Annotated in this window: 19 protein-coding genes; 8 read left to right on the top strand and 11 right to left on the bottom strand. The window is 36.4% G+C overall.

Annotation, left to right across the window (positions count from 1 at the left end; genetic code table 11):
* Positions 1-10 precede the first annotated feature (10 nt).
* On the top strand, positions 11-376 hold the full coding sequence (locus ACSHWW_RS08190) for a DUF2200 domain-containing protein (RefSeq protein ID WP_435681952.1): 366 nt from the start codon (positions 11-13) through the stop codon (positions 374-376).
* Positions 377-459: 83 nt separating this feature from the next.
* Here the strand turns inward: ACSHWW_RS08190 and ACSHWW_RS08185 are convergent, their stop codons facing one another.
* The 3 genes from ACSHWW_RS08185 to ACSHWW_RS08175 form a co-directional block, all read right to left on the bottom strand.
* Complete coding sequence (locus tag ACSHWW_RS08185; protein WP_435681951.1) at positions 460-1,080, bottom strand: hypothetical protein; 621 nt, start codon at positions 1,078-1,080, stop codon at positions 460-462.
* 764 nt (positions 1,081-1,844) lie between these two features.
* Positions 1,845-2,171, bottom strand: a complete 327-nt coding sequence (locus ACSHWW_RS08180) for a MerR family transcriptional regulator (protein ID WP_435681950.1) — start codon at positions 2,169-2,171, stop codon at positions 1,845-1,847.
* Positions 2,171-3,151: a M23 family metallopeptidase gene (locus tag ACSHWW_RS08175; protein WP_435681949.1), complete on the bottom strand. Its 981-nt coding sequence runs from the start codon at positions 3,149-3,151 to the stop codon at positions 2,171-2,173. Before ACSHWW_RS08175 ends, ACSHWW_RS08180 begins: the two co-directional genes overlap by 1 nt.
* A 158-nt stretch (positions 3,152-3,309) precedes the next feature.
* Between ACSHWW_RS08175 and alaS the strand changes: the two genes are divergently transcribed.
* From alaS to ACSHWW_RS08150, 5 genes are read left to right on the top strand one after another with little or no spacing between them, the layout of a single operon-like run.
* Positions 3,310-5,931, top strand: coding sequence for an alanine--tRNA ligase (gene alaS, locus ACSHWW_RS08170; protein WP_435681948.1), 2,622 nt, complete (start codon positions 3,310-3,312; stop codon positions 5,929-5,931).
* Positions 5,932-6,450, top strand: coding sequence for a YcxB family protein (locus ACSHWW_RS08165; protein ID WP_435681947.1), 519 nt, complete (start codon positions 5,932-5,934; stop codon positions 6,448-6,450).
* 33 nt (positions 6,451-6,483) lie between these two features.
* A complete protein-coding gene (locus ACSHWW_RS08160; protein ID WP_435681946.1) occupies positions 6,484-6,789 on the top strand; it encodes a hypothetical protein in 306 nt (101 codons plus the stop codon).
* Between the two features lie 5 nt (positions 6,790-6,794).
* Positions 6,795-7,754, top strand: coding sequence for a GSCFA domain-containing protein (locus ACSHWW_RS08155; RefSeq protein ID WP_435681945.1), 960 nt, complete (start codon positions 6,795-6,797; stop codon positions 7,752-7,754).
* Positions 7,751-8,374 carry a DUF4230 domain-containing protein gene (locus tag ACSHWW_RS08150; RefSeq protein WP_435681944.1) on the top strand — a complete coding sequence of 208 codons (624 nt, stop codon included), beginning with the start codon at positions 7,751-7,753 and terminating at the stop codon, positions 8,372-8,374. Before ACSHWW_RS08155 ends, ACSHWW_RS08150 begins: the two co-directional genes overlap by 4 nt.
* 79 nt (positions 8,375-8,453) lie before the next feature.
* Here ACSHWW_RS08150 and ACSHWW_RS08145 read toward each other — a convergent pair whose 3' ends face one another.
* The 4 genes from ACSHWW_RS08145 to ACSHWW_RS08130 all read right to left on the bottom strand — a co-directional run bounded on the left by ACSHWW_RS08145 (position 8,454) and on the right by ACSHWW_RS08130 (position 10,555).
* Positions 8,454-8,789 (bottom strand): hypothetical protein, encoded by a 336-nt coding sequence (locus tag ACSHWW_RS08145; protein ID WP_435681943.1) that lies wholly within the window; start codon positions 8,787-8,789, stop codon positions 8,454-8,456.
* A gap of 120 nt (positions 8,790-8,909) precedes the next feature.
* The gene (locus tag ACSHWW_RS08140; protein WP_435681942.1) at positions 8,910-9,383 is read right to left on the bottom strand and encodes a hypothetical protein; all 474 of its coding nucleotides are present in this window, start codon (positions 9,381-9,383) and stop codon (positions 8,910-8,912) included.
* The gene (locus ACSHWW_RS08135) at positions 9,380-9,883 is read right to left on the bottom strand and encodes a hypothetical protein (protein ID WP_435681941.1); all 504 of its coding nucleotides are present in this window, start codon (positions 9,881-9,883) and stop codon (positions 9,380-9,382) included. Before ACSHWW_RS08135 ends, ACSHWW_RS08140 begins: the two co-directional genes overlap by 4 nt.
* Before the next feature lie 120 nt (positions 9,884-10,003).
* The gene (locus tag ACSHWW_RS08130; RefSeq protein ID WP_435681940.1) at positions 10,004-10,555 is read right to left on the bottom strand and encodes an RNA polymerase sigma factor; all 552 of its coding nucleotides are present in this window, start codon (positions 10,553-10,555) and stop codon (positions 10,004-10,006) included.
* A gap of 122 nt (positions 10,556-10,677) precedes the next feature.
* Between ACSHWW_RS08130 and ACSHWW_RS08125 the strand changes: the two genes are divergently transcribed.
* Both ACSHWW_RS08125 and ACSHWW_RS08120 read left to right on the top strand, forming a co-directional pair.
* Positions 10,678-11,397: a Bax inhibitor-1/YccA family protein gene (locus ACSHWW_RS08125; protein WP_435681939.1), complete on the top strand. Its 720-nt coding sequence runs from the start codon at positions 10,678-10,680 to the stop codon at positions 11,395-11,397.
* Between the two features lie 43 nt (positions 11,398-11,440).
* Positions 11,441-12,244, top strand: a complete 804-nt coding sequence (locus ACSHWW_RS08120) for a zinc-dependent peptidase (protein ID WP_435681938.1) — start codon at positions 11,441-11,443, stop codon at positions 12,242-12,244.
* On the opposite strand, the gene ACSHWW_RS08115 is transcribed toward ACSHWW_RS08120, so the two are convergent.
* From ACSHWW_RS08115 to ACSHWW_RS08100, 4 genes are all read right to left on the bottom strand, one after another.
* Complete coding sequence (locus ACSHWW_RS08115) at positions 12,241-12,609, bottom strand: hypothetical protein (protein WP_435681937.1); 369 nt, start codon at positions 12,607-12,609, stop codon at positions 12,241-12,243. The genes ACSHWW_RS08120 and ACSHWW_RS08115 overlap by 4 nt on opposite strands.
* A gap of 673 nt (positions 12,610-13,282) precedes the next feature.
* Positions 13,283-14,974, bottom strand: coding sequence for an energy-dependent translational throttle protein EttA (gene ettA / locus ACSHWW_RS08110; RefSeq protein WP_435681936.1), 1,692 nt, complete (start codon positions 14,972-14,974; stop codon positions 13,283-13,285).
* A complete protein-coding gene (locus ACSHWW_RS08105; protein WP_435681935.1) occupies positions 14,971-15,384 on the bottom strand; it encodes a hypothetical protein in 414 nt (137 codons plus the stop codon). Before ACSHWW_RS08105 ends, ettA begins: the two co-directional genes overlap by 4 nt.
* Complete coding sequence (locus ACSHWW_RS08100; protein WP_435682082.1) at positions 15,385-15,561, bottom strand: CAL67264 family membrane protein; 177 nt, start codon at positions 15,559-15,561, stop codon at positions 15,385-15,387.
* Between the last annotated feature and the right edge of the window lie 88 nt (positions 15,562-15,649).

Here is a 15,649-nt window from a genome sequence, read left to right as displayed (position 1 = left end):
ATAAAAACCCATGAAAACAACACCAGAACATGATGAACGCATAGCAAAACTTACGTTTGCAGGTGTTTATCCACATTACGTAGATAAGGTTGAGAAAAAAGGTAGAACCGTAGCAGAATTACATCAAGTGATTGAATGGTTAACTGGCTTTGATGAAAAAAAACTTCAAGAACTCATTGCAGATAAAGTGACTTTCAAGACATTTTTTGAACAAGCTACTTTAAATCCAAATGCTCATCTCATTAAAGGAGTGATTTGTGGCTACCGCATAGAAGAAATTGAAACCAAACTCACACGACAAACCAGATACCTAGACAAACTCGTCGATGAACTTGCCAAAAATCGTAAAATGGAAAAGATTCTTAGAACTGAATAGACAATTACCAAAGCTTTTCCCGAACCACATGGAGTTTTATTGCCGGTTGCTCAATTAATTTCTACCTGCATTTCTTTTAAAATTTACACATCACCTTTCAGCATCTTATAAGATCCTGTATAGGAACCTGATATAACGTGACCAAAATCGTCAATCATATTAAAAGTAAAAGTGATTGTTCCTGTGCGAGTGATAAAATCCTTTGTAATTGCCGTTATATTTAAACTGGCCGTTCCCGTATTCTGCATTACATATTCAGTAGAGTTTAAGGAATCTGCGTCGCCATAGTTCATACCGCTTTGAGTTGCTGTAACAGGAATCGTTTGTATTCCATCAATAACTGTGGTATCCACATCAAGCGTATAATTACCTATACCCAAATTTACTTGTGATTCTGTAGCTACACTTGCTCCATTAGTATCATAAAATAATACCGCAGCAACAGATGTCGTTGTTTCTATAAGAAATTCATTATTTATGTCATTAATAAGGTCTCCATCACTCAATATGACACTAAAAGCGTCTTCAAATGGTGCATTACGTTCAAAAACGACAAACGCTTTTAAGGCTGGAGTAAAATTACCTTCTATGGTAATTCCATTTGTACTAGTAGTCGATCCAGACATTACATCATCATCACCACCACAACTCATTAAACTCGCTACAGCGATTGCAATTAAAAAGTACTTATTGATTGTTTTCATTTTGAATATTTTTAGTTATTCAAAAATGATTCTATTTTAGAATTAGAGAAACCATCAATCTATGAACTGCTTAGTTCATTTGACGATTGGTATGCTCACTAAGCACAATAATTATTTAGGGTATTAAAAAAGTAAAACGAAGTACTCGATTAAAATCAAGTTTAAGTTTAGCCTTAAATTATAAACACAACTGCTTACTATATTTTAGCAAGCGTAGCGCCGCTAAAATCAACCTGCCTACTGCCTACTGACAACTGGGACTGAGACTGAGACTGAGACTGAGACTTAATCTTAAATTTAAACTCAAATTTAAACTTAAACTTAAAAAAAACTGCCTACTACATTTTAGCAAGCGTAGCGCCGCTAAAATCAACCTGCCTACTGCCTACTGACAACCGAGACTGAGACTGAGACTGAAAACTTCAAAACAAAAGCCTTTCCCCAACCCTAAAGGGTGAGCTTTTGCATTCCGTTTTGAAATTTGATTAAGACTTGAACAACTGCTTACTATATTTTAGTAAGCGTAGCGCCGCTAAAATCAACCTGCCTACTGCCTGCTGACAACCGAGACTGAGACTGAGACTGAGACTGAAAACTTCAAAACAAAACCTTTCCCCAACCCTAAAGGATGAGCTTTTGCATTCCGTTTTGAAATTTGATATAGACTTGAACAACTGCCTACTACATTTTAGCAAGCGTAGCGACGCTAAAATCAACCTGCCTACTGCCTACTGAAAACTGAGACTGCAAACTGCGACTGAATACTAAAGTTGCTCCTTAATCTTCAACAACTCAGCCTTAACGTGCTCTAGCTTTTTAATGATTTCGAGCTGGCTCAATTCATTTTTATGAGTTTTCATGTAGTCGCGTGCACCTTCAAGTGTAAAGCCACGTTCTTTTACTAGGTGATAAATAGTCTGCAGATTCTCAACATCGGTCTTAGTGAATTTGCGGTTGCCACGTGAGTTCTTTTTAGGCTGTAGAATGTCAAATTCCTTTTCCCAAAAACGGATCAATGAGGCATTCACATCAAACGCTTTGGTAATCTCACCCATGGAATAATACAGCTTTTCTGGAAGATCTATATGCATTAATCTAGAGATATATTTTCCTGTTGAGATGCCTTCAATAGTAAATTGAATTCCTCTGGAGTTAAGTTACCGTAGTAAAAATTAATAGGATTAATACGCTCTGTATCCTTAAAAACCTCGTAATGTAAATGTGGTGCTTGAGATCGACCGGTACTACCTACGTAGCCTATGATGTCTCCACGCTTCACGCGCTGTCCTACTCTCACATTATATGGATTTGTCGCACGCAAGTGTGCATACAGAGAAACATAACCAAATCCATGATCGATACGTATGTGATTTCCATAACCAGCACTATTAGCATCGGCACGTGCTATGACGCCGTCGCCCGTTGCAAACACTGGAGTTCCTCGCGGAGCTGTAAAATCCATACCATAATGGAATTTTCTAGTCTTATTGAACGGATCTGTACGATAACCATAACCACTCGCCATGCGTGTTAAATCCTTATTACGTACTGGTTGTATCGCTGGAATTGAAACCAGGAGTTCTTCTTTACTCTTTGCGAGTTCTTCAATCTCATCAAGAGATTTAGACTGGATTGCCACGCGTTTTTTTAATTTATCGACAGATTCTTTTAAACCTATGACCTTTTCTGAACTGTCAAATCCTTCATAATCTTTATAGCGATTCACTCCACCAAAACCACTCTGGCGCTGCTCGTCGGCAATAGGTGCGGCGTCAAAATAGATGCGATAAATCGAGTTATCGCGTTCCTCTACATTCTTAATCACCTTTGCTAGGTCGCTCACATCTTCCTGAGACTGTGCGAGGCTTAATTTTAAAAACTCATTCTCACGTTTCAATTTACGCGCCTGTGGCGACTCATAAAACTGCGAGGCAAGATTAAAAAATAGGAACCCAAACAGCGCACTCGCTATAAAAAATACCGTTATTTTTCTAAAAGTATTGCGCTTGCGCTTCTGTACTTTTCGATAAGAAAGCGTTTCTGCATCATAGTAATACTTGACCTTTGACATACGGTATAAAATGCTATTTTTGTGTCCTTAAATGGAGTGTCATTATAACGATTAAAGATATGAATTGTTACGCTTTCGCGAAAGCGGACTCACAACAATCCAACTGCTCCATTTCAACAAAAATAAGAAATTACCATTAACCGTTTTTAAAGCCACGCATGAAATCACAACAGATACGCCAGACGTTCCTAGACTTTTACAAATCAAAGCAGCACGAGATCGTCGCCAGCGCGCCCATGGTAATAAAAAATGACCCAACGTTAATGTTTGTAAACGCTGGAATGAATCCGTTTAAGGAGTATTTTCTGGGAATAAGTGAGTCTAAGCACAACCGTATTGCAGACTCGCAAAAGTGCCTGCGCGTGAGCGGTAAACACAATGATCTTGAAGAAGTAGGTGTTGACACCTATCACCATACCATGTTTGAGATGCTGGGAAACTGGAGTTTTGGCGATTATTTTAAGAAAGAAGCAATTGCCTGGGCATGGGAACTACTCACTGAGGTTTATAAAATCGATAAAGATTGTTTGTACGTAACCATATTTGAAGGTGACGCAAGTGAAAACCTAGATCGCGATACAGAGGCTTATGATTACTGGAAGGAATTCATTGCCGAGGATCGTATTCTTAATGGTAATAAGAAAGATAACTTCTGGGAAATGGGTGATCAAGGTCCATGTGGTCCATGTTCTGAAATTCACGTGGATATAAGAACACCAGAAGAAAAAGCTGCTGTAGATGGCGCATCACTCGTGAATGCAGACCATCCACAAGTGGTAGAAATATGGAATCTCGTTTTCATGCAGTATAATCGCATGGCAAACGGTTCTCTTAAAAACTTACCAGCACAACACGTAGATACAGGAATGGGATTTGAACGTCTTGCGATGGTAATGCAAGGTGTGCGCTCTAATTATGATACAGACGTATTTACACCACTGATCCGTGAGATAGAAACCATAACAGGTCATGCTTATGGTAAAACAGAACAAGAAGATATCGCGATACGTGTCATAGCAGACCACGTGCGCGCCGTATCATTTTCTATAGCAGATGGGCAGCTGCCGTCTAACAATGGTGCTGGATACGTAATCCGTAGGATATTGCGACGCGCGATACGTTATGGATTTACTTACTTAAATAAAAAAGAACCATTTATTTATATGCTGGTTAATACACTGTCTAAACAAATGGGCGATGCTTTTCCAGAACTAAAATCACAAAAGAATTTGATTCTTAATGTGATCAAGGAAGAAGAACAGTCATTTTTACGCGCGCTGGATAGCGGTCTTGTATTGCTTGATTCCATGATTGTAAATGCAAAAAGTCAATCGCAGAATATCATAGATGGAAACAAAGCGTTTGAATTATATGATACTTATGGATTTCCTATTGATTTAACAGCTTTAATCCTGCGTGAAAAAGGAATGGAACTCGACGAGGCTGGATTTGATAAAGCAATGGCAGCGCAAAAAGAGCGCTCTCGTGCAGCAAGTGAAACCACCACAAGCGACTGGACTGAGATACGTAGTGATGACACGCAAGAATTTATAGGTTATGATAAACTAGAAGCAAATGTGCGCATTTCTAAATATCGTAAAGTAACCACTAAGAAAGACGGCGATTTATATCAGCTAGTATTTAATATGACTCCTTTCTATGGAGAAAGTGGTGGACAAACAGGTGATAAAGGTTATCTAGAAAGTGCTAGTGGTGACACCATTTACATCATCGATACTAAAAAAGAAAACGGACAAACCGTTCACTTGACTAAGAACTTACCTAAAGATCTAGAAAGTAACTTCACGGCTCAAGTCGATAAGAATCAACGTCATAGAACGAGCTCAAATCATACCGCTACTCACCTATTGCATCAAGCATTACGTAAAGTATTGGGTGATCACGTAGAGCAAAAAGGTTCTATGGTGCGCAGTGCGAGTTTACGCTTTGACTTCTCACATTTCTCTAAAGTAACTGCAGAGCAATTACAGGAAGTAGAAAACTTTGTAAACGCACGAATCCGTGAGCAATTACCGCTAGAAGAAAATAGATCCAATACTTATGAAGCTGCTGTAGAAGATGGAGCGATGGCATTATTTGGCGAGAAATATGGTGATGTGGTACGCACCATAAAATTTGGAGAAAGCTACGAACTCTGTGGTGGAACACACGTAGCAAACACAGCAGACGTGTGGCACTTTAAAATCATGAGTGAAGGAGCTGTTGCAGCTGGAATACGTCGTATAGAGGCAATTTCTAGTGATGCAGTTAAAGATTTCTTTGCAGAGCAGTCTAGACATTTTGATGAGATTAAAACCATCTTAAAGTCCAACACAAAAAATCCTGCCGATGCAATTGCACAATTGCAAGATGAAAATGCTTCATTAAAGAAAGAGATCGAGCAACTTTTAAAAGCCAAAGCTGGAAATCTTAAAGGTGACCTCATCGCAAGTGCGCAACAAATCAATGGTGTGAACTTTATCGCTACGCAAACTGATCTTGATGCTAAATCTGTAAAAGAATTAGCATTTGAAATCGAGCGAGAAATGGAAAACCTGTTCCTCATTATAGGAGCGAGCGATGGAGAGAAAGCGACGTTGACCATTATCATTTCAAAGAATCTGGTAGAAGAAAAAGACTTGAACGCTGGAACTATGGTACGCGAGTTAGGAAAACACATTCAAGGCGGCGGCGGTGGACAGGCACATTTTGCAACCGCTGGAGGAAAGAATCCTGAAGGAATTGCTGCAGCGCTTGATGCGGCTAAGGAGATGGTTTAAATGGAATACGAGTCCGAAGATATTAAGATTGAGTATGTCTTAACGAAAGATGAATTTGCCAATCATTATTTCAAGGTTTATTTTGATAAGCCTTGGAAAAAAATAGTTATTGGAATAAGAATATTAAGTTTTATAATTTGTGTAGCGGCGCTTATTCTATTGCATGAAAAGTCATCAAGTCTATACATTCTAGGTCTTTTAATTTTATATTTTGGTTATACTCTTTTTGAGCCTTTTATTATAAAAGGTAAAAACCGAAAAATATATAGCAATCATGCTGGTTCTGGTCTTAAATCTAAATTGGTTCTTGATAAAAATGGAATCGAATCAACTAATGCTGTTGCTTCAACAAAAATAGATTGGTCAGGCATAATTAAGGTTTCTAAAGAATATGAAATGATTAAGTTTTATGTTGGTGAAAAGCAATCCTTAATGATACCAGTTAAATACTTTGAAAACCAACACTTCATTGTATTAAAAACTCTTTTGTCACAAAACTCTGTTAACAATAACCTGTAACATTTACCCTACTTTATAGACTCATATATTGTTATGAGTTTTGGAGGATCTGCAAATGCGATGGTTACTGCAATTAGAAACAATGAGAAGTTGTTATCTAATAGAAAAACACGTCGTAAAAATTACAGCAAACTAAAAGCAGCATATACCGAAGGGATTTCTCAAAAAGATTTCTCTCCTCAAGAAATTGAAGCGGTGAAGAGAAAGATCCGTAAACAAGCTGAAAAGCAGAAGCAAAAATCTAGGTTGGTTCTTATCATTACCATTATTGCTGCACCTATTGTATTCTATATATTGGGTAATCTTTTATATCAACTCGTGAAGTTTCAATATAATTAGATTCGTTGATTCACGTACCTTTGATTTTATCAAACGATACTATTAAAATGCAACTCACCACACCAGTTCCTATTCTACCTTTACAACCACCTATGGACTATAACAGTTCTATGGTTTTTTTAGGCAGTTGTTTTACGGAGAATATAGGAACAAAAATGGCCTATTATGGTTTTGAGACTTGTATTAATCCGTTTGGGATAGTTTTTAATCCTTATAGTTTGATGGTGTTGCTGGAACGATCTATATCGAGTGAAATGTTTAGTGAAGATGATGTAGAATCGCACTTCTCCTACCTCGCACATTCTGACTTAAATGGTGCTACCCGAGAAACTGTTGTAAAGAACTTGAATGACTCAGCACAATTACTAGCTCAACAAATTAAAAAGGCTTCTCATGTTTTTATTACACTGGGAACGGCTTGGGTTTATGAGCATATGGAGCAACAAATGATTGTTGCAAATTGTCATAAACAACCGCAAGCATTATTTAATAAAAAGCTGCTTTCCATAAATAAAATTACAGACTGTTTAACCTCTATTATTTCGTTAATTCAAAAAGCACAACCACAAGCTCTAGTTGTTTTTACTCTTTCTCCAGTACGACATATTAAAGATGGTTTTACAGAGAATCAACGCAGTAAAGCAAGACTTTTTGAATCCATTCAATCTGTCGTAGAAGATAAAAATGTGAGCTATTTTCCAGCTTATGAAATCGTCATGGATGAATTGCGGGATTATAGATTCTATGGTCGTGATATGGTTCATTTAAGTGAGTTAGGTGTAGAGCTAGTTTGGGAACGCTTCCGCGAAAGCGTAATTAACCAAAACATTTTCCCTATTATGAAAGCTGTTGAAAAACACCGCAAACTCGTTGAGCACAGACCTCATAATTTAGAATTACACCGAGAACAAATTCATAAATCTGAAATGGATTTACTTCAAAAACATCCTCAAGTACAATTATGAAAAACTTAAAAACCCTTGTTCTAGGTGGACTTATCATGCTAGCCATTGTACTGCTTTATGATTACATAAAAAGTTATCGTACAGAGCAATCTCAATTAATTGCACAAACGGAGCTCATAGAAAAAGAAGTGCGCAGTGTAAGTAAATTGATTGTTACTGAGATTAACTATGGAAAAGTTTACACATACGAGAATTCAAAATCTTATGGCTGGGATTTTTTCTCAAGTCAGAAAAAAGCGCTCGTGGTTTCAAATGCCAAAGCACAAGTAATTTATGACCTTAAAAATCTAGAGTATAAAATAGACAGCGACCGTAAAGAAATTGTGTTCTCTAAATTACCTAAACCTACCATCAATATAAATCCCAATTTAAATTTCTATGAACTGGATAATGGGATTCTCAACACGTTTGAAGCAAAGGATTTCAACAGTATGAAACAAAAAATTTCTAAAGACATAGAACGTCAAATAAGAAAAAGTGATATCCTCAAAAATGCCGACGACCGATTACTTACGGAACTCACTAGCCTTTTTGCTCTCAGTAATTCTATGGGCTGGACGGTAGTCTATGATGGGATATCTGTTGAGAATGTAGAGGACTTTGGCGAGTTCTTAGATTAATACTTCTTAGAACTATAAAAGTCTATCGTTAACCATATCTGGAAAGTGCGCTACCTAATGATTTTAAATGCTTAATAAACTAGTCAACTTTAATCTCGTACTCTTCAGACAGTTTATCGTATTCATTCTGTAGCAGCTGCCATCTTGTTTTGAAAACTTGCTTTTTAAGTGAACAAGCTTTTGCATTTTTTTCAAGTGCCTTTTCAAATTCAGGAGCGGTAAGTTCCTTTTTCATGTATGCCGTAGTAATTGCTGGACGTTCTTCTTTACAAGATTGATAGTCGTTAAATGCATTTACATAATCTTTATATGCGGCACTACTTCTTATCGCGTCAGTAGTTTTTGCAGTGGTCGCGTCAGTCTGTTTACAAGATGCTGTTGCTATAACTAGAAGAATTAAAAGGAGCTTTTTCATGACTGTTATTTTCAACCAAAGTTACGAGTTGCTGTGAATATTTCAAACATAAAAAAGCCTTTTCAATGGCTTATTGAAAAGGCTCTATCCATAAACTAACTAAATAAATCGACAGTTGTCTTAAGGTCTGCCTCTACCTCTACGATCTTTATACTCCTTAAGCATCTTTTTACGGAAATCTAATTGCGCTTTCATCAATTTTAAGAAACGTTTGGCTCCTATAATTTCGATGATTTGGGCTCTATTTTCTTCATAACTTGATGCAAAAATTTGACTTTCTAGATCTGCTATTTTATTGACATAAACCGCAGCATCTGCATCAGTGAGTGATTCAAACTTTCCTTCCATTTCCTGAATCAAACTCATTTTATCGCGATCCAGTTGATGACGTCGATCTCTCAGCCCATTTAATAACGGCCATAATTTACTCGCTTCACTAGGCGTTAACTCCAGTTGTTCCGTTATGTAAGCAACGGCTAGCGTGTGAATCTTTTCTTTATTCATTTTACGCTCCTTATCTCTATCGCTGCCTGGACCTTGTGCCATTCCTACAGCACTTATAAGGATTACCAGTAATACTATATATTTTTTCATTCTGTTATAATTTCGTTTAATTCCATTTCTTCTTGTAAATAATCATACAATTCATCAGTATCTAGATCGCTCGATATGCTCATGGTATCGAGTATATCATTGTCTGCAAATAATGTTTCTAGTGAACTATCATCATATAAAGATTCATTATTTATCAAATACTCTTCTAGTTCTTGAGTTTGCACACTTGCAAGATCATAAGTTTCCTGCTCAAAATTAAGTGTGAATATCACTGCAAGAACTGCGGCAATGGCTAGAATAGGAAAAAGTATTCTCTTATAATTAGTATGTGGCAATTGTACCACTTTAGGTTCTTCCATCACTGGAAGCAATTGATCCTCTAATGATTCAAAATAACCATCAGGAACTTGAAAACCAGTTTTCTTACCTAGTTTTTCTTCTAGAACTACTTGCGTCATCATTTCTTCTTCAAAATTTTTGAAAAAGTCCTGCGGCACTTGAAAACCTAGATCCTTGTTATGTTTATTTTCTTTATTCATCTTCTTATTTGTAAGACTCTTAAGTTCTTAAAAAGTTTAATTTACATTAATTGTTTAATTTAAAATGACGTGCTTTTTTGAATTACGCTTTCGCGAAAGCGTAATAAAACATCTAATTAACTACTCATCACTTTTTATATATTCTTCAATCTTCTTTGCCGCAATATGATAACTGGATTTCACAGCTCCTTCACTAAGATCCAACAGCTCTGCTATTTCTTTAAATTTAACCTCATCATAATAGCGCATTTTAAATATTTGGCTTTGTCTAGCTGGTAACTGCGCCAGTGCTTTTTGTAACGCGAGTTGTATTTCATCACCAGTAAAATACACGTCTGCCTCGAGTTGATCCACCAGATGGGTTTGCAATTCTATATCACTCACCTGTAATTGTTTCCCTTTTTTAGTAAGAAATGTCATGCTCTCATTATAAGCGATGCGATATAGCCATGAGGATAATTTACTGTCTCCTTTAAAATTTTTAATTCCTTTAAAAACCTTCACAAATACGTTTTGCAGCACGTCATGAGCGTCATCATGATCTATGACGAGTTTCCTTATTTGCCAGTATAATTGCTGTTGAAAGTCTTGTAATAGCATACGGTAACCAGCCTCAACAGTTTGAGTGGATTGTATAAGCTCAAGAATTTCACGTTCTTTATCTGCTATCATAGTCCATGTTATGACTAGAAATCTAAGATAAGGTTTAATCGTAGTGAATAAAATTTTATTAATCTTTTTACGTTGTGAAATAAGAGTTTATTTATCTTCACTTCTTGTAATAAAATTTAAAAATGGAAAATAACAACCCTTCAACATATCAACCGCTTATCTCTGTAGATGAAGATACTAGAGTTGCTTTTTATAAACGTACTTATGCACATGTTGCTCTTGCGGTAGGATTATTCATAATCGTAGAGGCTATATTTTTAAGAATTGAACCACTTGTAGAGTTTGCCTTATCGATGACACAAGGCTGGCGATGGATGATCATGTTAGGTGGTTTTATGCTTGCTACTAACTATGCAGAACGTCTCGCTCATAAATCTCATGACAGAACGCAACAATATCTTGCCTTAATACTTTTTGTAATTGCCGAGGCTTTTATCTTTTTACCATTGATATGGATTTCTATTGCCTACTCTGGTGGTAGTATGGATTTATTTTCTAATCCTGTTATTAATCAAGCAGCAGTAATGACACTGGCTTTATTTACCGGTTTGAGTGCGATTGTGCTTTTTACTAAGAAGGATTTTAGCTTTTTGCGCAATGTTATCATGATCGGTTCTTTTATCGCTCTAGGATTAATTGTGGCTGGAATGCTTTTTGGGTTTAATCTAGGTCTTGCTTTTAGTGGTGGAATGGTAGTTCTAGCTGCTGGTTCTATTCTTTATCAAACTTCAAACCTGGTTCATAAGTACAGTACAGATCAGCATGTAGGTGCTTCTCTAGGTCTATTTGCTTCATTAATGTTACTTTTCTGGTACTTATTAAGCATTTTCTCTAGAGATTAGATATTTACTACACATACTAGTTTTAAATCCCGAAACTCAATGGATGGCGCCGTATGCATTTGCAGCGGTAGGTCTAGGTTTTGTGTTCTTTTTTACGCACCTCATTTTGCGCAAAATGCAGAACAAAAAAGACTTTGTTTGGAACAGACAGCCATTTACTTATCGCAAATTGCCGCTTGCGCAAAAGCGTATTCTAGAAACATATCCTTTCTATTTAAAGCTTTCTAAGAAATATAAGAAAGAATTTGAGCACCGCATGGCGGCGTTCATTAAAGATAAGGATTTCAAGCACAGATATGAACCACAGGTAAGCGATGCACAAATAGTTTACACTACTGCTGTAGCGATTCAACTCAGCTTTGGACGTGCAAACTACTTGTATAGCATGATAAATACCGTGCTGTTCTTTGAACAAGCATTTCAAAGTCCTACCAATGAAGCAATGCATAAAGGAGAATACAATCCTCGTGCAAAAGTACTAGCCATGTCCTGGGAAGATTTCCTCAAAGGTATGGTCATCGATAATGATAATTTACATCTAGGATTGCATGAGTTCATGCATGTCATGCACTTTGAAAGTAAACACAGCACAGACGTAGATTCTGTACGTTTTCATAAATACGAGCAAAAAATCTTGCGCCACATCATGAAACCCGAAGTGAGAGAACGACTGGACCGTACGAAGTATTTCAGAGCTTATGCTTTTACAAATGAGTATGAATTCTTATCAGTTCTCACAGAGTACTTCTTTGAATCGCCTGCCGATTTTAAAGCTGGTTTCCCAGTACTATTTGAATATTTTAAAACGGCGTTGTTATTTAAGGATGAGTGGATTTTTGAGGTTTAATACCTCGCCATATCATTTCGACCATTCCACACTAAATAAAGTCCTAGTACAAAAGGAAATGTATATACCGCAATCACAAATTTATTTAACGTGATGACATTATAAATAAATGGAAAAACGCATCCAAAAAATAACAAGGCAACACCTATCCACAGTTTAGTTTTTCCAGATTGATGAATATTTTTTAATTCAGTTAATCTAGTGACTCTTTTATCAACTCTGTTTACCGTATAAGTTACATCATTTAAATCCATCATTTGATGTTTCAATTTATTACGTACGGCACTTAAATCCATTTTCCCATCACTTACTTCTTTTGCATAGAACTCAATTTGTGTTCTTATATCGGCGGTTTTTGGAATCATATTATTTTGGTTAAAATCTAGTTGAAATAATGAAATAAATGCGATATCGTGCGGCGGTCGAAATATGGTGTTTTTTTGTATTTTTCGATTAAGAAACTTTAATCAACTATGATGTGGTACTTTATTATTGGTCTGCTCGTTTTCATTGTATTGTATATAAAGTACACTATCAAGGCACAAGAGATAGTATCAAACGCATTAGTATTAAGCAAGAAACAAAAATTAATTAATACTATACTCATTTGGTTAATACCGTTTGTATGGTTTTATTTAATCAAGGATTTTATAATTATCGATCAAAGAATAATAACGAAAAAAAGAAGAGAAAAATTAAACAAAGAAGAAAAAAGGCATTTTTATGAAAGTGAAAAAGGTATCTGGGGTTGATTGTGGGCTCTCGCTCGAACTGACATAAAAATTAATTCCTCAGAATAAACAAACATTAAAGAAGTACATAACCGAAACCTCTTCCCTAACCCTAAAGGGCAAAGTTTCTTCTTTCGTAATCTTAAAGCTTTTTAGTTTCCGCACCCTTTAGGGTTGGGGAATGGAAACTGAACGATAGTTTTTGAATAACTAAAAAGTTCTCTTATACCTATTTACTAATTCTGTCTAAAAAAAATCCGCAATTCATATAACTGAACTGCGGACTATATACTTAAAGACTTAAAACCTAGTCTCTAATCAATTTCTTGTAACGTATTCTCTTAGGAGTTACATCACCTAATCGCTTGCGTTTATTTTCTTCATACTCTGTAAAACTACCTTCAAAAGAATAGATTTGAGAATCACCTTCAAAGGCTATGATATGAGTACATACTCTATCTAGGAACCATCTATCATGCGAGATTATAACCGCACAACCAGCAAAGTTATCGAGTCCTTCTTCCAGTGCACGTAATGTATTTACATCAAGATCGTTTGTAGGCTCATCGAGTAATAATACGTTACCTTCTTCCTTAAGTGTCATCGCAAGGTGTAAACGGTTACGCTCACCACCTGATAGAGCAGATACTTTTTTGTTTTGCTCTGATCCTGAGAAGTTAAAACGACTCAAGTAAGCTCTTGAGTTTACCATTTTACCAGCCATCATGATCATGTCTTGACCATCTGCAAAGTTTTCCCATATGGATTTATCTGGATCTATATCACTGTGTGCTTGATCTACATAAGCTAGTTTCACTGTTTCTCCTACCGTGAAAGAACCTTTATCTGGTTGTTCTTGTTCCATAATCATTTTGAAAATGGTTGTTTTACCAGCACCGTTAGGTCCTATAATACCTACGATTCCGTTTTGTGGAAGTACAAAGTTCAAATCTTCATAAAGTAACTTATCGCCAAAGGCTTTACTTACTCCTGTTGCTTCAATCACATTTGTTCCTAGACGTGGACCGTTAGGAATGTAGATTTCAAGCTTATCTTCTTTTTGTTTTTGGTCTTCGTTCAACAACTTATCATAGTTATTTAAACGTGCTTTTTGTTTAGTCTGGCGACCTTTTGCGCCTTGACGTACCCAATCAAGCTCACGCTTCAGTGTTTTCTGGCGTTTAGATTCTGTTTTTTCCTCTTTTCTTAAACGATCTCCTTTTTGCTCTAACCAGCTCGAGTAGTTTCCTTTCCATGGAATACCTTCACCACGATCTAGTTCAAGAATCCATCCAGCTACGTTATCAAGGAAATACCTATCGTGAGTAACTGCGATTACGGTTCCTTTATATTGTGCAAGGTGTTGTTCCAGCCATAGAACAGACTCTGCATCCAGGTGGTTAGTAGGCTCATCGAGTAATAAAATCTCAGGCTGTTGTAATAACAAACGACATAAAGCAACACGACGTTTCTCTCCACCAGATAGATTCTTAATACTTGCATCTCCAGGTGGTGTGCGCAGTGCATCCATCGCGATTTCTAACTTAGTATCTAGTTCCCAAGCGTTTACTGCGTCTATTTTATCTTGTAATTCTGCCTGACGGTTCATTAACTTCTCCATCTTATCAGCGTCAGAATAAACTTCTTCTAGACCAAAATCATCGTTGATCTTATTATATTCTTCAAGTATCGCAACAGTCTCAGCAACACCTTCACGTACTATTTCCATCACGGTTTTAGAATCATCTAGCTCAGGTTCCTGTTCTAAATACCCTACATTATAACCTGGTAAGAAATTAATATCACCTTGATAGTTCTTTTCTATCCCAGCAATAATCTTCATCAGTGTAGATTTACCAGATCCGTTGAGACCTAGGATTCCTATTTTTGCACCGTAGAAGAAACTGAGGTGAATATTTTTAAGAACTTGTTTTCCAGTACTTTGATAAGTCTTTGAAAGACCGGACATGGAAAATATTACTTGTTTATCATCGCTCATGATTGCGTTGTTTTTTGTTTAATTAATGTATGTAGTTGTTGGAGGGAATCTTCTTGGAAACGCTTTCGCGAAAGCGTCACCTCATCCATCCCTTTTATATTTAAAATCAGTCCTTTTTCAATTAAACTGATGTGCTCTATTTCACTAAACTGAAAACCAAAAGTTTTGCGACCTAAGAATTTTGCCGTCAATCCTGTGTTATTATACTTGATCGTATTGCGACGTCGTATATTTTTAATTTGTGGAATTCCTATCAGAGCAATTCCAATAATTCCCAGGATGGCAAAATAAATCGTTGTTTGATCCCTAACGATTAGAATCCCACATATAAGACAGAAAACTGCTCCTATAGCCGTGGGAAGTATATTTTTAAGCGAAGTTAAATCTTCAAATTGAATCTTTTCTTTCACTTAAACTCTTCCTTTCAAGGCGTTAAAAACCCAAGCGATTGCAAAAAAACCTACTCCTACAGCTCCAAAGCCATAACCAGCAACTTCATTATATCTAAATGCGCCTAGAGCGATAAGTCCCAATCCTATAATAATCATTATAAGTGTCGCCCAGCCTAAAACACCATTTTTATTCATAGCCATAATATCAACTTTTCAAGCCCAAAGATAAGAAGGAAAGAGTAAGATTTTCAACTCTATGAATTACAATAACCGCAAACTCATA

This window comes from Nonlabens sp., assembly GCF_051251825.1.
GTDB lineage: Bacteria > Bacteroidota > Bacteroidia > Flavobacteriales > Flavobacteriaceae > Nonlabens.
The sequence above is the reverse complement of the archived record's forward strand: the minus strand, read 5'-3'. Positions and strand labels throughout refer to the sequence as shown.